The 14055-nt window shown below is 41.2% G+C and carries 10 protein-coding genes; 8 read left to right on the top strand and 2 right to left on the bottom strand.

The genetic code is table 11. The features are described 5' to 3' along the window. A partial coding sequence (locus ACGHCK_RS10985) for a hypothetical protein (protein ID WP_394304566.1) occupies window positions 1-1063 on the top strand: 1063 nt, incomplete at its 5' end. Window positions 1064-1286: 223 nt separating this feature from the next. Here ACGHCK_RS10985 and ACGHCK_RS10980 read toward each other — a convergent pair. Together ACGHCK_RS10980 and ACGHCK_RS10975 are read right to left on the bottom strand one after the other, a co-directional pair. Further along, window positions 1287-3428 carry a transglycosylase domain-containing protein gene (locus ACGHCK_RS10980; protein WP_251423701.1) on the bottom strand — a complete coding sequence of 714 codons (2142 nt, stop codon included), beginning with the start codon at window positions 3426-3428 and terminating at the stop codon, window positions 1287-1289. Next, entirely contained in the window at window positions 3425-4519 is a 1095-nt protein-coding gene (locus ACGHCK_RS10975) for a PASTA domain-containing protein (protein ID WP_251423704.1), read from the bottom strand. Before ACGHCK_RS10975 ends, ACGHCK_RS10980 begins: the two co-directional genes overlap by 4 nt. A gap of 260 nt (window positions 4520-4779) precedes the next feature. Between ACGHCK_RS10975 and ligA the strand changes: the two genes are divergently transcribed. The 7 genes from ligA to ACGHCK_RS10940 all read left to right on the top strand — a co-directional run. Beyond that, window positions 4780-6741 (top strand): NAD-dependent DNA ligase LigA, encoded by a 1962-nt coding sequence (ligA, locus tag ACGHCK_RS10970; protein ID WP_251423724.1) that lies wholly within the window; start codon window positions 4780-4782, stop codon window positions 6739-6741. Next, window positions 6738-7742, top strand: coding sequence for a diacylglycerol kinase (locus ACGHCK_RS10965; RefSeq protein WP_271328396.1), 1005 nt, complete (start codon window positions 6738-6740; stop codon window positions 7740-7742). Before ligA ends, ACGHCK_RS10965 begins: the two co-directional genes overlap by 4 nt. Before the next feature lie 232 nt (window positions 7743-7974). Next, complete coding sequence (locus ACGHCK_RS10960) at window positions 7975-9111, top strand: ABC transporter ATP-binding protein (RefSeq protein WP_202230140.1); 1137 nt, start codon at window positions 7975-7977, stop codon at window positions 9109-9111. Between the two features lie 138 nt (window positions 9112-9249). Further along, window positions 9250-10233 carry a LacI family DNA-binding transcriptional regulator gene (locus tag ACGHCK_RS10955; RefSeq protein WP_251423715.1) on the top strand — a complete coding sequence of 328 codons (984 nt, stop codon included), beginning with the start codon at window positions 9250-9252 and terminating at the stop codon, window positions 10231-10233. 110 nt (window positions 10234-10343) lie between these two features. After that, the gene (locus ACGHCK_RS10950) at window positions 10344-10736 is read left to right on the top strand and encodes an RDD family protein (protein ID WP_251423718.1); all 393 of its coding nucleotides are present in this window, start codon (window positions 10344-10346) and stop codon (window positions 10734-10736) included. A 288-nt stretch (window positions 10737-11024) separates the two neighbouring features. Then, entirely contained in the window at window positions 11025-13325 is a 2301-nt protein-coding gene (locus ACGHCK_RS10945; RefSeq protein ID WP_251423721.1) for a glycoside hydrolase family 65 protein, read from the top strand. Between the two features lie 132 nt (window positions 13326-13457). Then, window positions 13458-14055 (top strand): IS30 family transposase (locus ACGHCK_RS10940; RefSeq protein WP_394304441.1); only part of this gene is annotated, 598 nt, incomplete at its 3' end.

Genomic DNA, 14055 nt, shown 5'->3' with positions numbered 1-14055 from the left:
GGACGGTATCGATGCTTACTGGTCAGCAGGCGGCAGCTTTGACAACAGTGGTCCAATCTGGCCGGGAGAAGAAGTGACCAACCAAACCGCTCAAAACTTACAACAAGACCGTGCCCCAATGACCATGGATCAGTGGGTCACCCTCCCGAACTATCAGAAGATAGGCAACTTCTGGGTGGTTGACCCGAACACGGGCTGGGCTTATTGGGCCAACAGGCTGGACAGTGAGCAAGCCAGCTCTTACCTGCTTGATGCAGCGGAGATGACGGCTGCCATTGAGGACAAGGTCTTTAACGGCTTTTACTACTATGGGATTCATGTTGAGAGTGGCTTAGTCAGTCCTGACCAGCATGAGGAGTTCCTCAATGATGGGGAGCAACACCATGCGGATCTGGCAGAGTTCCTCCGTGGTATCCAGAATGGAGCCATGCATGATGACGGCCCGAACCCACTGCCTAACGAAGACAGTGCACCAGCAGCCTTTGACTTTTCGACCATGCGTCCAGGTCGTATCTTTACCATGGCTGGGGAACGATACCGCTATCTTGAAGATATGGATAACGGAAACCATATGATTATTCGGGATGATGCGATACGTGATATTAACTTTTACAATCAAGAAGGAGCTATGGACGATTGGTATAGCACACTTTCCCAGGAAGTTCAGGACATGGTTCAACCCGTGTCAGATAGCTTTGACACAGGTCAGCTTCTTCCTGAAGACATTATTTGGGATGATGATGAAAGTCGGTGGATGATTACTAACCTTGCTGCCCTTAATATTGCAAATGATGTGACTGAGATTGATCCAAGTGGTAGTCCTCGTGCTTTTGTTCTTTCCGTTGCAGATGTGTTACGCTTATCAGGTCCAGGGCGAGGATTTCCTACCGCCTTGGAACGTGGACATGGAGCGTTAGGCTGGTGGTGGACACGTACTCCATGGCTTCCAGGACGGGCTTGGCGTGTAGGAAACCGTGGAGGATTCGCGGGACCAGATTCTATAGGTATTGCGAATTCTACTGGTAGCATGCGTCCTGCTCTGATTATCAATCAAGGAAACTGATCTGTTACAAAAATTTAGAAACCTGCCTCCCTTAACCAAAATTACAAAAGGAAAAAGTCTGGGATAAAAGTCATAGTGAGTTGATTTTACCCAAAGCCATAAAAAACTCGCGGAATAAAACAGCATTCTTGTATGCCGTTATTCCGCGAGTTTTCATTGTTTTGGCTTGGCGCTTCTTAAGCCTGTATGATAGAGTGGGGCTGTTTTTTTATGATATGAGTCATCAATCCTCGTTAGCCCCATAAACTGAGCGAGCTTCGACAAGTTTGTCTTGCCGATGTGCCTGATAAAATTCTTCAAGTTTCGGAGTAACAGTTGGTGCAGTAGCATTGAATGCTTTTGCCTGTTGAATCGCTTGAGGAGTGGGAGGAGAAACGAGCTGGGGTAACTCAGGTAAAAGAGGGGTGTGCGGCAGTGCTGTACCAGAGAAAGCGAACGGAGTTATATTTCTGCCCTCATTCATAAATCTGATGGTATTGTTGAGCAGGTAAACACGCATGTTGTTTTCTTGTTCGATTGGGGCGGCTGGGATATAATATTTACCACTCATATCAGGGCTTCCTACCCAAACAGCAGTAGAAACACCAGTTGATGTAGCAGCCATCCAAGCATCAGGAGCACCTTGGCTACGGGCAGGTTCTGTGGCAGTCTCTGGGAAGTTAGAAAGTCCGGACTTTGTAGCAAAGGCGTTGGGCCATTGTGGCTGGGCAGCTAGGGGCTCAGAACCGTTGGGTTGTGTCACATTTTGCATGAGATTGACCAGCGCGCGCGCTGTTGAAGAACTCATGGCGCGTTGCGCTTCAGGCTGGTTGAGGGGAACTTCTTGACCATTCACACTAACAGAAGCTATGGCAGTAGGTACGACACGTACACCATCATTTCCAATAGCAGAGTAGGCAGAAGCAGCTTGTAGAGGTGAGAAATCATAACTGATTGAATGTGATTGATCATAGTGATGTGAGGCAATACCTAAAGGTCGCATGATACTATTTTTTTGATCGTCATTAGTCATATCAAAAGTTTGAAGTGCAGCAGAGTTCAAAGAATTTCCGAGAGCAAAACTTGCTGGGACTGGACCATAACTTTTGCCGCCGTAGTTCATCAAAGGTTTACCATTCGCGTAAGTTGTCGCATTACCGTTCAGAATGCTGTTTTCGTTAATATAACCATATTCAAGCGCTGGAGCATAGTCTAACAGTGGCTTGATTGTTGAACCAGAAGATCGGACAGAGGATATAGGAAGCTGTGGATTATCCGAATTTGTATTGAGCGCTAAGATATGTCCTGTCTTGGTGTCAACCACAGAGATGGCTGTTAGAGCCCCCTCAGGCAGTTCATTACGAGGAATATTAGATACATCGGGCGCAGTATGGTTGGCTACAGTTTCTAGATAATCCAGATGCCCTTTTGTGGCATAGGTTTTGACGACAACTTTAGCATTTCTTGGCAAGGCCAGCTGTCCAAGCTCTTTTTGGACTTGAGCGATATAAGCTTGATAAGCATGAGGAATGCCTTGGGTATAATTTGGATTGAGTTTGAGCTCTTTTTTTACTGCTTCAGCACTATCCTTGTATTCTTGCTCAGAAATAATTTTGCTAGACTTCATGACAGCCAAGACAGTGAGTGCGCGTTGCTTCCCAGCGCCTGAAAAATCTTGAACATAAGTCGAAGGAGCTTGTCCAAGGCCCGCTAAGTATGCAATTTGTGCAATGTAGAGGGGAGTCCTTTCGTCAGTCATCATTGGTGTGGAAAAAAGGTTATTCCAAGCTGCTCCTGGTCCAATAGTATCGGGAGTTAAGCGCAGGGTGTCAAGATAACTTGTCAAAATATCATTGCGCGAATAACGTTCGGCAAGGCTATGTGCATCAATTAATTCAACAATTTTACGAGAAAGGGATTTGTCTGCGTTAAAACCGCCATGAGCAATATTTTTGGCTAACTGCTGATCAATGGTTGAGCCACCACGTGGACCACGTGCAAGGTGTAAACGCGTGAGGACTTCAGACAAAATCGCATTGCTGACGCCTTTTATTGAATAACCCTTGGTTTTACGGGAATAGAAGTCACTGTCCTCAACTGCCACTAATGCTTTTGTATAAAGCTCGGGAATGTTTTGGTCCTTACCGGAAAGTTGTGCGGGAATGTATTTGTAAATATTTGAGGACTCTTGAAGAGCTTCTCCATTAATATCTGTGATTGTAAAAGATTGAGAAATCGCTTGCGGTGAAGGTTTCAGTTCGATCCTGTGAGCATTGTGCGACTCCTTATCCAAGAGATAAACGGCACCAACGGCGCCAACAGCTGTGAAAAACAAAAGGACAAGGAAAAAAATGGATAGGGCACGGAGTATTCTTTTTTTAGTCATTCTTCCTCTCCTTTATTTTTATCATCATCATTATTCGCTTCTGTTTTGTCATCCGTTTTTGAGTCTGTTTTTTCTTTTTCTCGTGTTTGAACGGTGACAGTTTGCCCTTTCATAATCCGTGTATAATCTGAAGAAGCAGGACTTTGCTGAGTGATTATCGCTGTATCTTTATCCTCAAACTGTGTAGGAACTTTAATCTGAAAATCTGTCTGGGCAATTTTCCTCGCCTCAGCCAAAGTTTTTCCTTTCAGGTTCGGGAGAACAACACTGGCGCTTTTTAATTGCTCTGATTTTTCGATTTTCTTTTGAAAGGCAGTTAACTCTTTGATACGTGCCTCAACGGTTTCTTTTTTGCTCAAATATGTGTTGACTTTATTGAAAACAGGAATAAAGTCCTCCATAAGCGTATTGTCAGTCGCAATTTGGCTAAATTGAAGACGGCTAATTGTACTGTAACTGTTTGTGTAATTCACAAACTGAGTAAAGTTATTGAGAAGAGCATTTGCTTGGTGGAGTGTCTGAATAGAGTCTATAATGGTTGATTGAGAAACAGCATCCTCATCCTCAATGTAAGATTGAATACTTTTTTCAGTTTGTTGGGCCAACTGATTTGCTTTTTCAATAAATTGAGGAAGCTGTTCTGCTTTTAAAGACCCCGTATCCGCTTGAAGCTCTTGAACGGCGCGAGATAGGCGAGCATTTTCATAAATCTGAGACAGTTGAGTCATCTGCTCATCGCTTGCCCCAAGAGCTTGCTGTAGCTGCTCTTGACTCTGAGAGAACTGCTCCTCAGACATTTCGCCATTTATGATACGGTTGATAAGTTTTTCATTAACCATTAAATTTTCAGCGAGTTCACTGGATGCATTGCTCAGATAGACATCCAGAGCATTATTTTTTAATTTTTTGATATAGTCGTTATCATCAGGTCGGATATTTGTTGTTTCGATAATTTCTTTTTGGGACATTGACTGAAAGACAGGATAGTCGCGAAAGAGAATCTGTCGCCCGAGTAGTCCAGCGATTATGATAATGCCGCTCAAAAGAAGGACCAGTACAATAATAACTTTGTTGAAGACTTGTTTTTTCATCTAAAACCTCATAAGTATTAAGCTTAATATAGGCATTAAGCTCCTCCATTATATCACACCATGCAAGATAACAATCATCAAGTGCAAGTGGAGGAAAGGAATGCAGTTTTTTTGCTGGAAAAATGGCCGTTTTCATCGCATATCTGCTGAGGTTTAGCATAGGATAGTTCTGGCTCGATAATGTTATGCTTCTTGAGTGGTATAGCAACTGTTCTTGCTCAGAGGAAAAGGAAAAATATGATAGAATTGTTTGTATGAATATCGAGTCAAAGATTAAAGATTTAACGGAGCTATTAAATAAATATGCTTACGAATACTATACCTTGGATAAGCCCTCTGTAGAAGACGCGGAGTATGACCGTCTCTATCGTGAGCTAGAGACACTGGAACAAGAAAATCCTCACTTGGTACGTGCGGATTCTCCGACCCACCGTACCGGAGATGTTGTCTTGGCAGGATTTGAAAAATATCAGCACGAATACAATCTCTACAGTCTGTCTGATGCTTTTTCACGTGAAGAGTTAGAAGATTTTGACGAACGTGTGCGTAAAGTTATTCCGAAACCTGAATACATTTGTGAATTAAAAATAGATGGTCTTTCACTTTCCTTGAAATATGCAGAAGGGAAGCTTGTAGCGGCAGCGACACGCGGTGATGGAACTGTCGGGGAAAATATCACAGAAAATGTTAAGAGAATCAAGGACGTTCCTCTTGTTTTGAAGGAACCTGTCGATATCGTAGTGCGTGGTGAGGCCTACTTGCCTCGGAAAAACTTTATAAAACTTAATGCAGAACGTGAATTAGAAGGCAAAACTTCTTTTGCCAATCCCCGAAATGCCGCGGCTGGCACCCTTCGTCAATTGGATACCAAAGAAGTGAGTAAGCGTGGTCTAGCAACTTTCCTTTATCAAGAGGCCAGTCCTGCGACAAACGAAACGCAGGAAGAAGTTTTAGAGTATCTGGAAAAGCTAGGTCTAGTTGTTAATAAAGAACGCGTTTTTGCGAGAAATATTGATGAAGTTTGGAGCTTTATTGAGCGTGTTGCCACTATGCGAGATACTTTGGATTATGACATAGACGGTGTCGTTGTTAAGCTTAACAATCTCGCAGAACAAGAGGAGTTAGGTTTTACAGTTAAAGCGCCGCGCTGGGCCATTGCTTATAAGTTTCCGGCAGAGCTTGCAGAAACCGAGATTTTGTCTGTGGATTGGACAGTGGGACGGACGGGGGTCGTGACACCAACAGCTAATATGGAACCTGTTAGCTTAGCACAGACAACAGTGTCGCGAGCAACCTTGCATAATGTAGACTATATCAAAGAGAAAGATATCCGTCTGAAAGACAGAGTAATGATTTATAAAGCTGGTGATATTATCCCAGCTGTGCAGCGTGTCTTGCTTGATAAGCGTCCCAAGGACTCTGTGGAGATGGTTATTCCAAAATATTGTCCAGAGTGTGCTTCTGAACTTGTGCACTTTGAAGATGAAGTTGCTTTACGCTGTATCAATCCACTGTGCCCTGCACAGAATCGCGAGAAACTCATTCATTTTGCCAGCCGAGGTGCCATGAATATTTCTGGCTTGGGTCAATCTATCGTGACACAACTTTTTACCAATTCTTTAGTCAAAGATGTCGCAGATATTTATAAGTTACAGCTGGATGAATTATTAGCCTTGGACAAATTTCAAGAAAAATCCGCTACAAAATTACTGGCAGCCATTGAAGCTTCAAAAGGAAATTCAGCAGAGAAACTTCTTTTTGGTTTGGGGATTCGTCATGTGGGGGCAAAGGCAGCAAAGTTACTTCTTGAACGTTTTGGTAACATTCGTCGTTTATCACAAGCAAACTTGGAAGAAATTTCAGAAATTGCGGGTTTAGGTTCGGTAATTGCAAAAGCAGTAACGACATATTTTGCAACAGAAGGTGCACAGCTTTTACTCAATGAATTAGAAGAAGCTGGTGTAAATTTTGAATATCTTGGTGTTAAACCAAAAACAGACAGTATTTTATCAGGAAAAAGAGTTGTATTAACTGGAAAATTGACATCAATGACACGAACAGAAGCTAAAGAAAAATTAGAAGTTTTGGGGGCAAATGTTGCTGGATCAGTTTCTAAGAAGACGGATCTGGTTGTTGCAGGTGCAGATGCGGGTTCAAAGTTAACTAAGGCACGAGACTTAGGCATTGAAGTCTGGTCAGAAGAGGAGTTGCTGAATTTATGAAAGCAAGATTGATTTACAATCCGAGCAGTGGACAGGAAATTATCAAGAAAAATGTGGCTGACATTTTGGACAAGCTGGAAAGTTTTGGATATGAGGTTTCTGCTTTTCAAACGACCCCTGAGCCACAGTCGGCTCAGAAAGAGGCTGCACGTGCGACTAAAATGGGTTTTGACCTGATTGTGGCAGCAGGTGGTGATGGAACAATCAATGAGATTGTCAGTGGAATTTCTCCCTTTAAAAAAAGACCCAAGTTGGCGATTATTCCAACTGGAACGACCAATGATTTTGCGCGTGCACTCAAAATTCCTCGAAATAAACCCTTGGCTGCCGTTGAAATGATTGGCAAAAATCAAACGCTAAACATAGATGTAGGTCAAGTCAATGACGGAGAATACTTTATCAATATTGCTGCCGGAGGTAGTCTGACAGAACTCACTTATAGTGTGCCGAGTCGACTGAAAACTGCTTTTGGCTACCTGGCTTACTTAGCAAAAGGTGTTGATCTTCTGCCACAGATTAGAAAACAAAAGGTCAGAGTGACTTATGATGACGGCGTATTTGAAGGTGAAATTTCCATGTTTTTTGCTGCCCTAACAAACTCTGTTGGTGGCTTTGAGAAGATTGCGCCTGATGCAAAATTAGATGACGGTCTATTTACACTGATTTTAGTGAAAACAGACAATCTTTTTGAACTACTCGCCTTGATTTCCATGGTTATTAAGGGCAGTCATGTTGACGATGTGAATATTGAATACTTGAAAGCGAGCAAAATAAAGATAGAACCACTCACAGATAAAAGGATGATGATAAATGTAGATGGTGAATACGGCGGTGACGCACCAGTAACCTTCACCAACCTTCATGGTCATATCGAAATTTTTGTTAATCTTGATGAAATTAATAATGATCATTATTCAGATGATGAGAAAGGTCTAGCTTTAGAAGCTGTTGCCCAAAAATTTGCAGAAGAAGCTGAGCAACTCAAAGAAGAAAGTGAATAACAAAGGTACTTCGTCAAACAGTGTGTTTGGGAACTAAGTCATAGGTGTAACGAACAACAGAAGAACAAGTGGATACTTGGCATGAGGGTCAACCGCACCAAATATTGTCGCGCTATAACAAATTATACTGTGCATAATGTACAGTTTTTTTGTACAGATTTTACATTGATTGACGGAAGCGTTTGCATTAAAATGAATATAGTATCAAATATAAAAAGATGAAGGAGAAACAATGACAACACTTAAATTAGATAAAGTTTACAAAAAATATCCCAATGCTACTCAATATTCTGTAGAAGATTTTAACCTAGATGTAAAAGATAAAGAATTTATCGTTTTTGTTGGACCATCAGGATGCGGAAAATCAACAACATTGCGTATGATTGCGGGACTCGAAGATATCACAGAGGGAGAATTTACCATTAATGGAAAACTGATGAATGATGTTGCGCCAAAAGATCGTGACATCGCTATGGTTTTCCAGAACTATGCGCTTTATCCACATATGACAGTCTTTGACAATATGGCTTTTGGGCTTAAACTCCGTAAATATAAAAAGGAAGAGATCAAACAGCGGGTCGAAGAAGCAGCTAAAATTCTTGGACTGACAGATCTTCTTGATCGTAAACCCGCTGATATGTCTGGGGGACAACGCCAACGTGTAGCCATGGGACGTGCTATTGTCCGTGATGCCAAGGTCTTTCTCATGGATGAACCTCTGTCTAACTTAGATGCAAAGCTTCGTGTTTCGATGCGTACAGAAATTGCTAAACTTCATCGTCGCATTGGTGCAACTACAATCTACGTCACACATGACCAGACAGAAGCGATGACTCTTGCTGATCGTATCGTTATCATGAGTGCATCACCAAATGCAGATAAGTCAGGAACAGTTGGGCGTATCGAGCAGGTGGGAACACCTCAGGAACTTTATAATGAACCTGCGACAAAGTTTGTTGCTGGCTTTATCGGCAGCCCAGCCATGAACTTTATAAATTTAAAAGTTGAGGGAGATACGCTAAAAGGAGATGGCATCAGTTTGCTGCTGCCAGAAGGTAAGCATAAGCTTTTGAAGGAAAAAGGCTACTCTTCTAAGGAAGTTATTATGGGTATTCGTCCCGAAGATATCTCAGCTTCAAGCATTGCGGAGCAAGCTTATCCTGGCGCCCAAATAGAGACAGAAGTGACTGTTTCAGAGCTTTTAGGAGCAGAAACAATGCTCTATCTTAAGGCAGGAGATACAGAACTTGTCTCTCGTGTAGAAGCAAGAGACTTCCGTCAGCCTGGCGAAAAAATTACTGTGACACTTAATCTTAATAAAGCACATTTCTTTGATAAGGAAACAGAAGTGCGCATTGCTGAAGACTAAATAAATTTATTTACAAGATGTAGAATATGTAAGAATGCCCAGAGAGGGCATTTTTTCTTGGCGAGTAAAAAAACGTTTTAGTTCTTGATAGTGCGTAGGAAAAATGCTATGATGAAAGCAGTTTGTGCGAGGAGAAAGATGAAAAAAATAACTATTAAAGATGTGGCAAAAGCTGCAGGTGTGTCCATTAGTGCGGTTTCTCGCGTCTTTAATGGCTACGAGGATATCAGCGAAGAAACTCAGAAGAAAGTTTTTGCTGCAGCCGAAAAATTAGAGTACACTCCTAATAGTGCAGCGCGGCACTTATCCACCAAAAAAAAGAAAATCATTGCACTTGTTTTGAACGAAATAAATGTGACACGTGGCGTTGCGATGCCTCTCGAAATATTGGGAGGAGTCATTGATAGTGTTGACCAAACCGATTATGAATTCATGTTTATCCCAACAGATCGTAAAAAACAGGAAAAAAAGTCTCTCCTGCAGCTGGCTCGAGAATATGATATTTCAGGTATTATCATTCAAGGATTACGGACCTCGGATCCGTATTATGGAGAGCTGTCCGCCTTACCCTTACCCATTGTAGGAATTGATCTTGCTCTGGATGATTTGAATATCGGATCAGTAGCTGTCGACAACTATGGTGCTTCGATTGAAGTGACGGAACGCTTGATTCATGCAGGCTATAAGAAAATTCTTTTTGTGAATGGGTCTAAAGAAGCTGTGGTTTCGCAAACACGTGAAGCTGGGTATCGAAAAGGGTTAGGACAGTATAAGCCATATGTCCTTTATGCCGATTATCAAGAACAAAAAGCATTTGATTTAATTTGTGAATATCCTGATTTGACACAATTTGATGCTATCTATGCAGCGAGTGATTTGATGGCAATAGGAATTATTAAAGCATTAATTCAACGTCAGATGATGAACGAGATTGCTGTTGTTGGCTTTGATGATATCACCTTGGCCTCATATATTACGCCAACTTTAAGTACGGTAAGACAAAATATTAGTGAAATTACAAAAAATGCTGTTTCGGATGTCATTGAACAGATAGAAGAGGGACGAGTGAGAAAGCGGCTGGTCCCTTATGAAATTATTGTTAGAGAAAGTGCACAATTCTAGTGAGTGTACTTTTTTCTTGATTAAAAAGTAAAAAAATTTACCAGAAGCACTTGACAAATGACAGCGGTTACATTATACTGTAATTAGCTAAACCGTTTTAGGAGGCAGAAATGAAATTTTTACTCATGATTCAACGGCTTTTAGCCAGTATGATTGATCTCATCATTATCTATTTGCCAGTCTTACTTATAAGCAGTAGTTTATTTCGAAGACTGGATAGCTTTAATCAACTTATAGCAGCATTGATTTTCATCATCTACAACGTATTGGCAGTGACAAGCTTTGAGGGAAAAACCATTGGTAAATATTTTGCCAAGTTGCGTGTACAAGCTTTTTCAAAAAATTTAGCAGATGTCGCACAAAGAGAGGGCATTAAGATTTTATATTTGCTGCCTTTAGCTGGTTGGTTCTTTATTATCGTGAGTCTTGTGACTTATAGCTTAAGAGGTCAATTTTTACATGACTGGCTTGGAAAGGGACAGGTGATTATCAATGGTAGATAACTTATCAACATGGTCCTTAATATTACCTTTGATAATTACGGTACTTGTAAGCTATGGTATTGCGTGGTATTATCGAGAAAATTATGATCCTAAATATTATTTAAAGGCCTATGTGTTTTATACGATTCTATTTTTAATAACAAGTCCGATATGGCACATTCCTCTTATTTTGATTTTGGGTATTTTGCTCTTAGGAGCAGTAATCCTTGTTTTCAGGAACCAACACTATTTTGACAAATAATTTTTTAGCCAAAACTAAAACGTTTTAGTAAGGAGATTAATAGACAAATGAGCGCAAAAATGATTTATGGAGATTGGACAATTAGCCAAGAGGGCTTCGATGTTCGCTATCTCGGGAAAACGGAAAGTATTATGTGCTTGGGGAATGGTTATGTCGGCTCGCGCGCTGCAGAGGAAGAGTCTTATGTCGGTCAAAGCAGGGATACATTCGTGTCAGGAACTTTCAACTATTTTGATGAAAATGAAGTCACTGAGCTGCCTAATATCCCCGATATTTGGAGCATGGATTTTCAGATTAATGGACAGCCGTTTTCTCTGTTGACAGGAAAAATTGAGGCTTATAAAAAAACACTGGACTTAAAAAGGGGTCTTCTCACGCGAGAAGTAAGTTGGTCTAAAGACGATGTGTCCCTAAAGATGACCTTTAAACGATTCATTTCGAAAAAACGTCGGCACTTTATGGCTTCACAAGTTCATATCGAAAATCTTGGTTCCCCTGTTTCCATTAGCATCAAAACAGGTATCAATGGTCAAGTCTCGAATGAAGGAAGTCAACATTTTACGGAAGGTGAGAAGGGACTTGTTGATGGCAAGATTTTACAAATGTGTCCACAAGCCACGCACCGTAAACTGGATGTTGTCATCTCAGCTTGTCATGAATTGAAAGGTGTCCCAGCAACAACGCGTCCCGAAATTGGACGACGTAGTTTCTCTATGAACTTTGATTTTAAACTTGCAGAAAATGAGCAAGTCAGCTTAGAGAAGCGTGCTTCTATTTATACCAGTATTGATAATGATAGCGACAACCACAGTATTCAAAATATGCGCAATGTGGCTGTAAGTGAGCTTCAGGACTTGGAAAAACAAAGTTTTGAAGAGCTGCTCGCTGAATCTGCTCAATCATGGGCGATGATTTGGAAAAAACATCCTATAAAAATAACCTCTGACCACCCGCGTGACCAACTGGCGATTCGTTTTGCTAAATATCATTTACATAGCATGGTACCTGCACATGATGAGAGGATGAATATTGGAGCTAAAGGCTTATCCGGCCAAGGTTATAAAGGGCATACCTTTTGGGATACAGAAATCTTCATGTTGCCTTATTTTACTTTTACGCATCCAGAAATTGCCGAGAAGTTGCTGACCTATCGCTATTTAGGATTAGAAGGTGCCCATAAAAAGGCTGCTGACAATGGTTACGAAGGCGCTCAATACCCATGGGAAGCCGCTTGGCCTACAGATGGCGAAGTGACACCGGTCTGGGGAGCAGCGGATATCGTAACAGGAAAGGCCATGAAAATTTTATCTGGTTTTATTGAGCAACATATCACCTCAGATGTAGCTTTTGGGGTAAAACAATACCTCGATGTGACAGGAAATCAGGATTTTGCAAATGAAAAAGCTTATGAAATATTGATAGATACCGCTAAATTCTGGGCTTCAAGGTTGGAATACGATTCTCCTAATGACCGGTATGTCATCACAAATGTTATGGGGCCGGATGAGTATAAGGAAGAAATTGATAATAATGCTTATACGAACTACACGGCGCACTGGAACATCTCCTATGTTATTGATTTAATTGGACATTTGAAGGCTGAAAAACCTGAGGTCTATGCAAGATTAGATAAGGAATTTAACTTAGAAGCGTTAAAGGCAAATCTGAAAGCAAAGGTTGATAAAATTTTCTTGCCTCAGCCTACAAGTGCTGGTATTATTCCACAAGATGATACCTATTTAAGCAAGCCTGAGCTAGATTTGACCAAGTATAAATCAGCAGATGGCGTTGATGGGCTCTTCCACGACTATAATTTGCACCAAGTCAATGGCTTCCAAGTGACCAAGCAAGCCGATGTACTGTTGCTCATGTTGCTGTTTGAAGGATTGTTCGAGAAGGAGTTGAAGCTTAAGAACTTTGATTACTATGAGCCAAAAACGACACACGATAGTTCGCTGTCGCTTTCGACGCACGCTATCTTATCTGCGGACTTAGGCAAGCTTGATCAGTCCTATGACTTTTTTAAGCAAGCGATAAATATTGATATGGGAGAATATATGAAATCTTCTGACCCCGGCATTCATGCAGCATCTTTAGGAGGGATATGGCAAATGGTGGTGTTTGGCTATGGCGGCGTTCGTATGATTGAAGGTGAGCTACGCATTGAACCAAATCTACCTCAAGCTTGGTCTCATTTATCATATGGTTTCGACTACCAAGGACAAGCCATTTCTGTTGAAATTGGCGAAGGAAAAATGGTTCTGACAAAAGCAGAAGGACCTGCTCTGCAATTTATCCATCAAGATCAAATCATGAATCTTGAAGACACATTAACAATTACGCTATAAATTAGGCATTTCTGCCTCTAAAATAAAGGAGTTTTTCAAACTTGAATTTATAATTTAAGTGCAACAGAAAAAAGACTATTCATAAATCCAGTATAATAAGTTTGTCGAGAACATTATTAAGCTGGAGGAAATATGAATAGTCCCTACACTCATCTTACAATATTTGAACGAGAAAGTATATTTTTGTGGTCATCACAAAAGGTTTCTGTGCGTGAAATCGCTAGACGCTTAAATCGGAGTGTCTCCACAATTTCAAGGGAGCTTAAAAGAAATAGTGTTAATCAGGACTACTCTCCAACGGTTGCCCAAAGCAAATACCAGAGCAGAAAAAGTCATTGTGGAAGAAAAGCAATCTTCACCAATCGTCAATATTGGGAGAAAGTGAGACACTTATTCGTTGATTTACAATGGTCTCCTGAACAAATCTCTGCACGATTAAAGCATGAAGATTCGGAAGTACAGGTCAGTTATACAACCCTCTATAGGGCAATCTATAATGGCCTATTTGAGCTTGAAAAATTAAGTCATGGTAATCGTGGGTTAATTCGTTCACTGCGTCATAAAGGGAAAACTAGGCACACGAAAGGACATCAAGAAAAGAGGGGGAAAATCCCTATCTCCCATACCATTCATGAACGTCCAGAAAGTGCCAATCAACGTCTGGAGATTGGACATTGGGAAGCCGATACTGTAGCTGGAAAGACTGGTGGTTCATGCTTGGTTACGCTCA

Source organism: Lactococcus muris, assembly GCF_042849115.1.
In the GTDB taxonomy this organism is placed as follows: domain Bacteria; phylum Bacillota; class Bacilli; order Lactobacillales; family Streptococcaceae; genus Lactococcus; species Lactococcus muris.
Note: the sequence above shows the minus strand (reverse complement) of the source record. Positions and strands in the feature narration are given on the sequence as shown.

Excerpts from the sequence above, each read along its gene's own strand:
- ACGHCK_RS10945 (WP_251423721.1), top strand. The coding sequence starts at position 11,025 with ATGAGCGCAAAAATGATTTATGGAGATTGGACAATTAGCCAAGAGGGC.
- ACGHCK_RS10980 (WP_251423701.1), bottom strand. The coding sequence starts at position 3,428 with ATGACTAAAAAAAGAATACTCCGTGCCCTATCCATTTTTTTCCTTGTC.
- ACGHCK_RS10960 (WP_202230140.1), top strand. The coding sequence starts at position 7,975 with ATGACAACACTTAAATTAGATAAAGTTTACAAAAAATATCCCAATGCT.
- ACGHCK_RS10955 (WP_251423715.1), top strand. The coding sequence starts at position 9,250 with ATGAAAAAAATAACTATTAAAGATGTGGCAAAAGCTGCAGGTGTGTCC.
- ACGHCK_RS10975 (WP_251423704.1), bottom strand. The coding sequence starts at position 4,519 with ATGAAAAAACAAGTCTTCAACAAAGTTATTATTGTACTGGTCCTTCTT.
- ACGHCK_RS10950 (WP_251423718.1), top strand. The coding sequence starts at position 10,344 with ATGAAATTTTTACTCATGATTCAACGGCTTTTAGCCAGTATGATTGAT.
- ACGHCK_RS10965 (WP_271328396.1), top strand. The coding sequence starts at position 6,738 with ATGAAAGCAAGATTGATTTACAATCCGAGCAGTGGACAGGAAATTATC.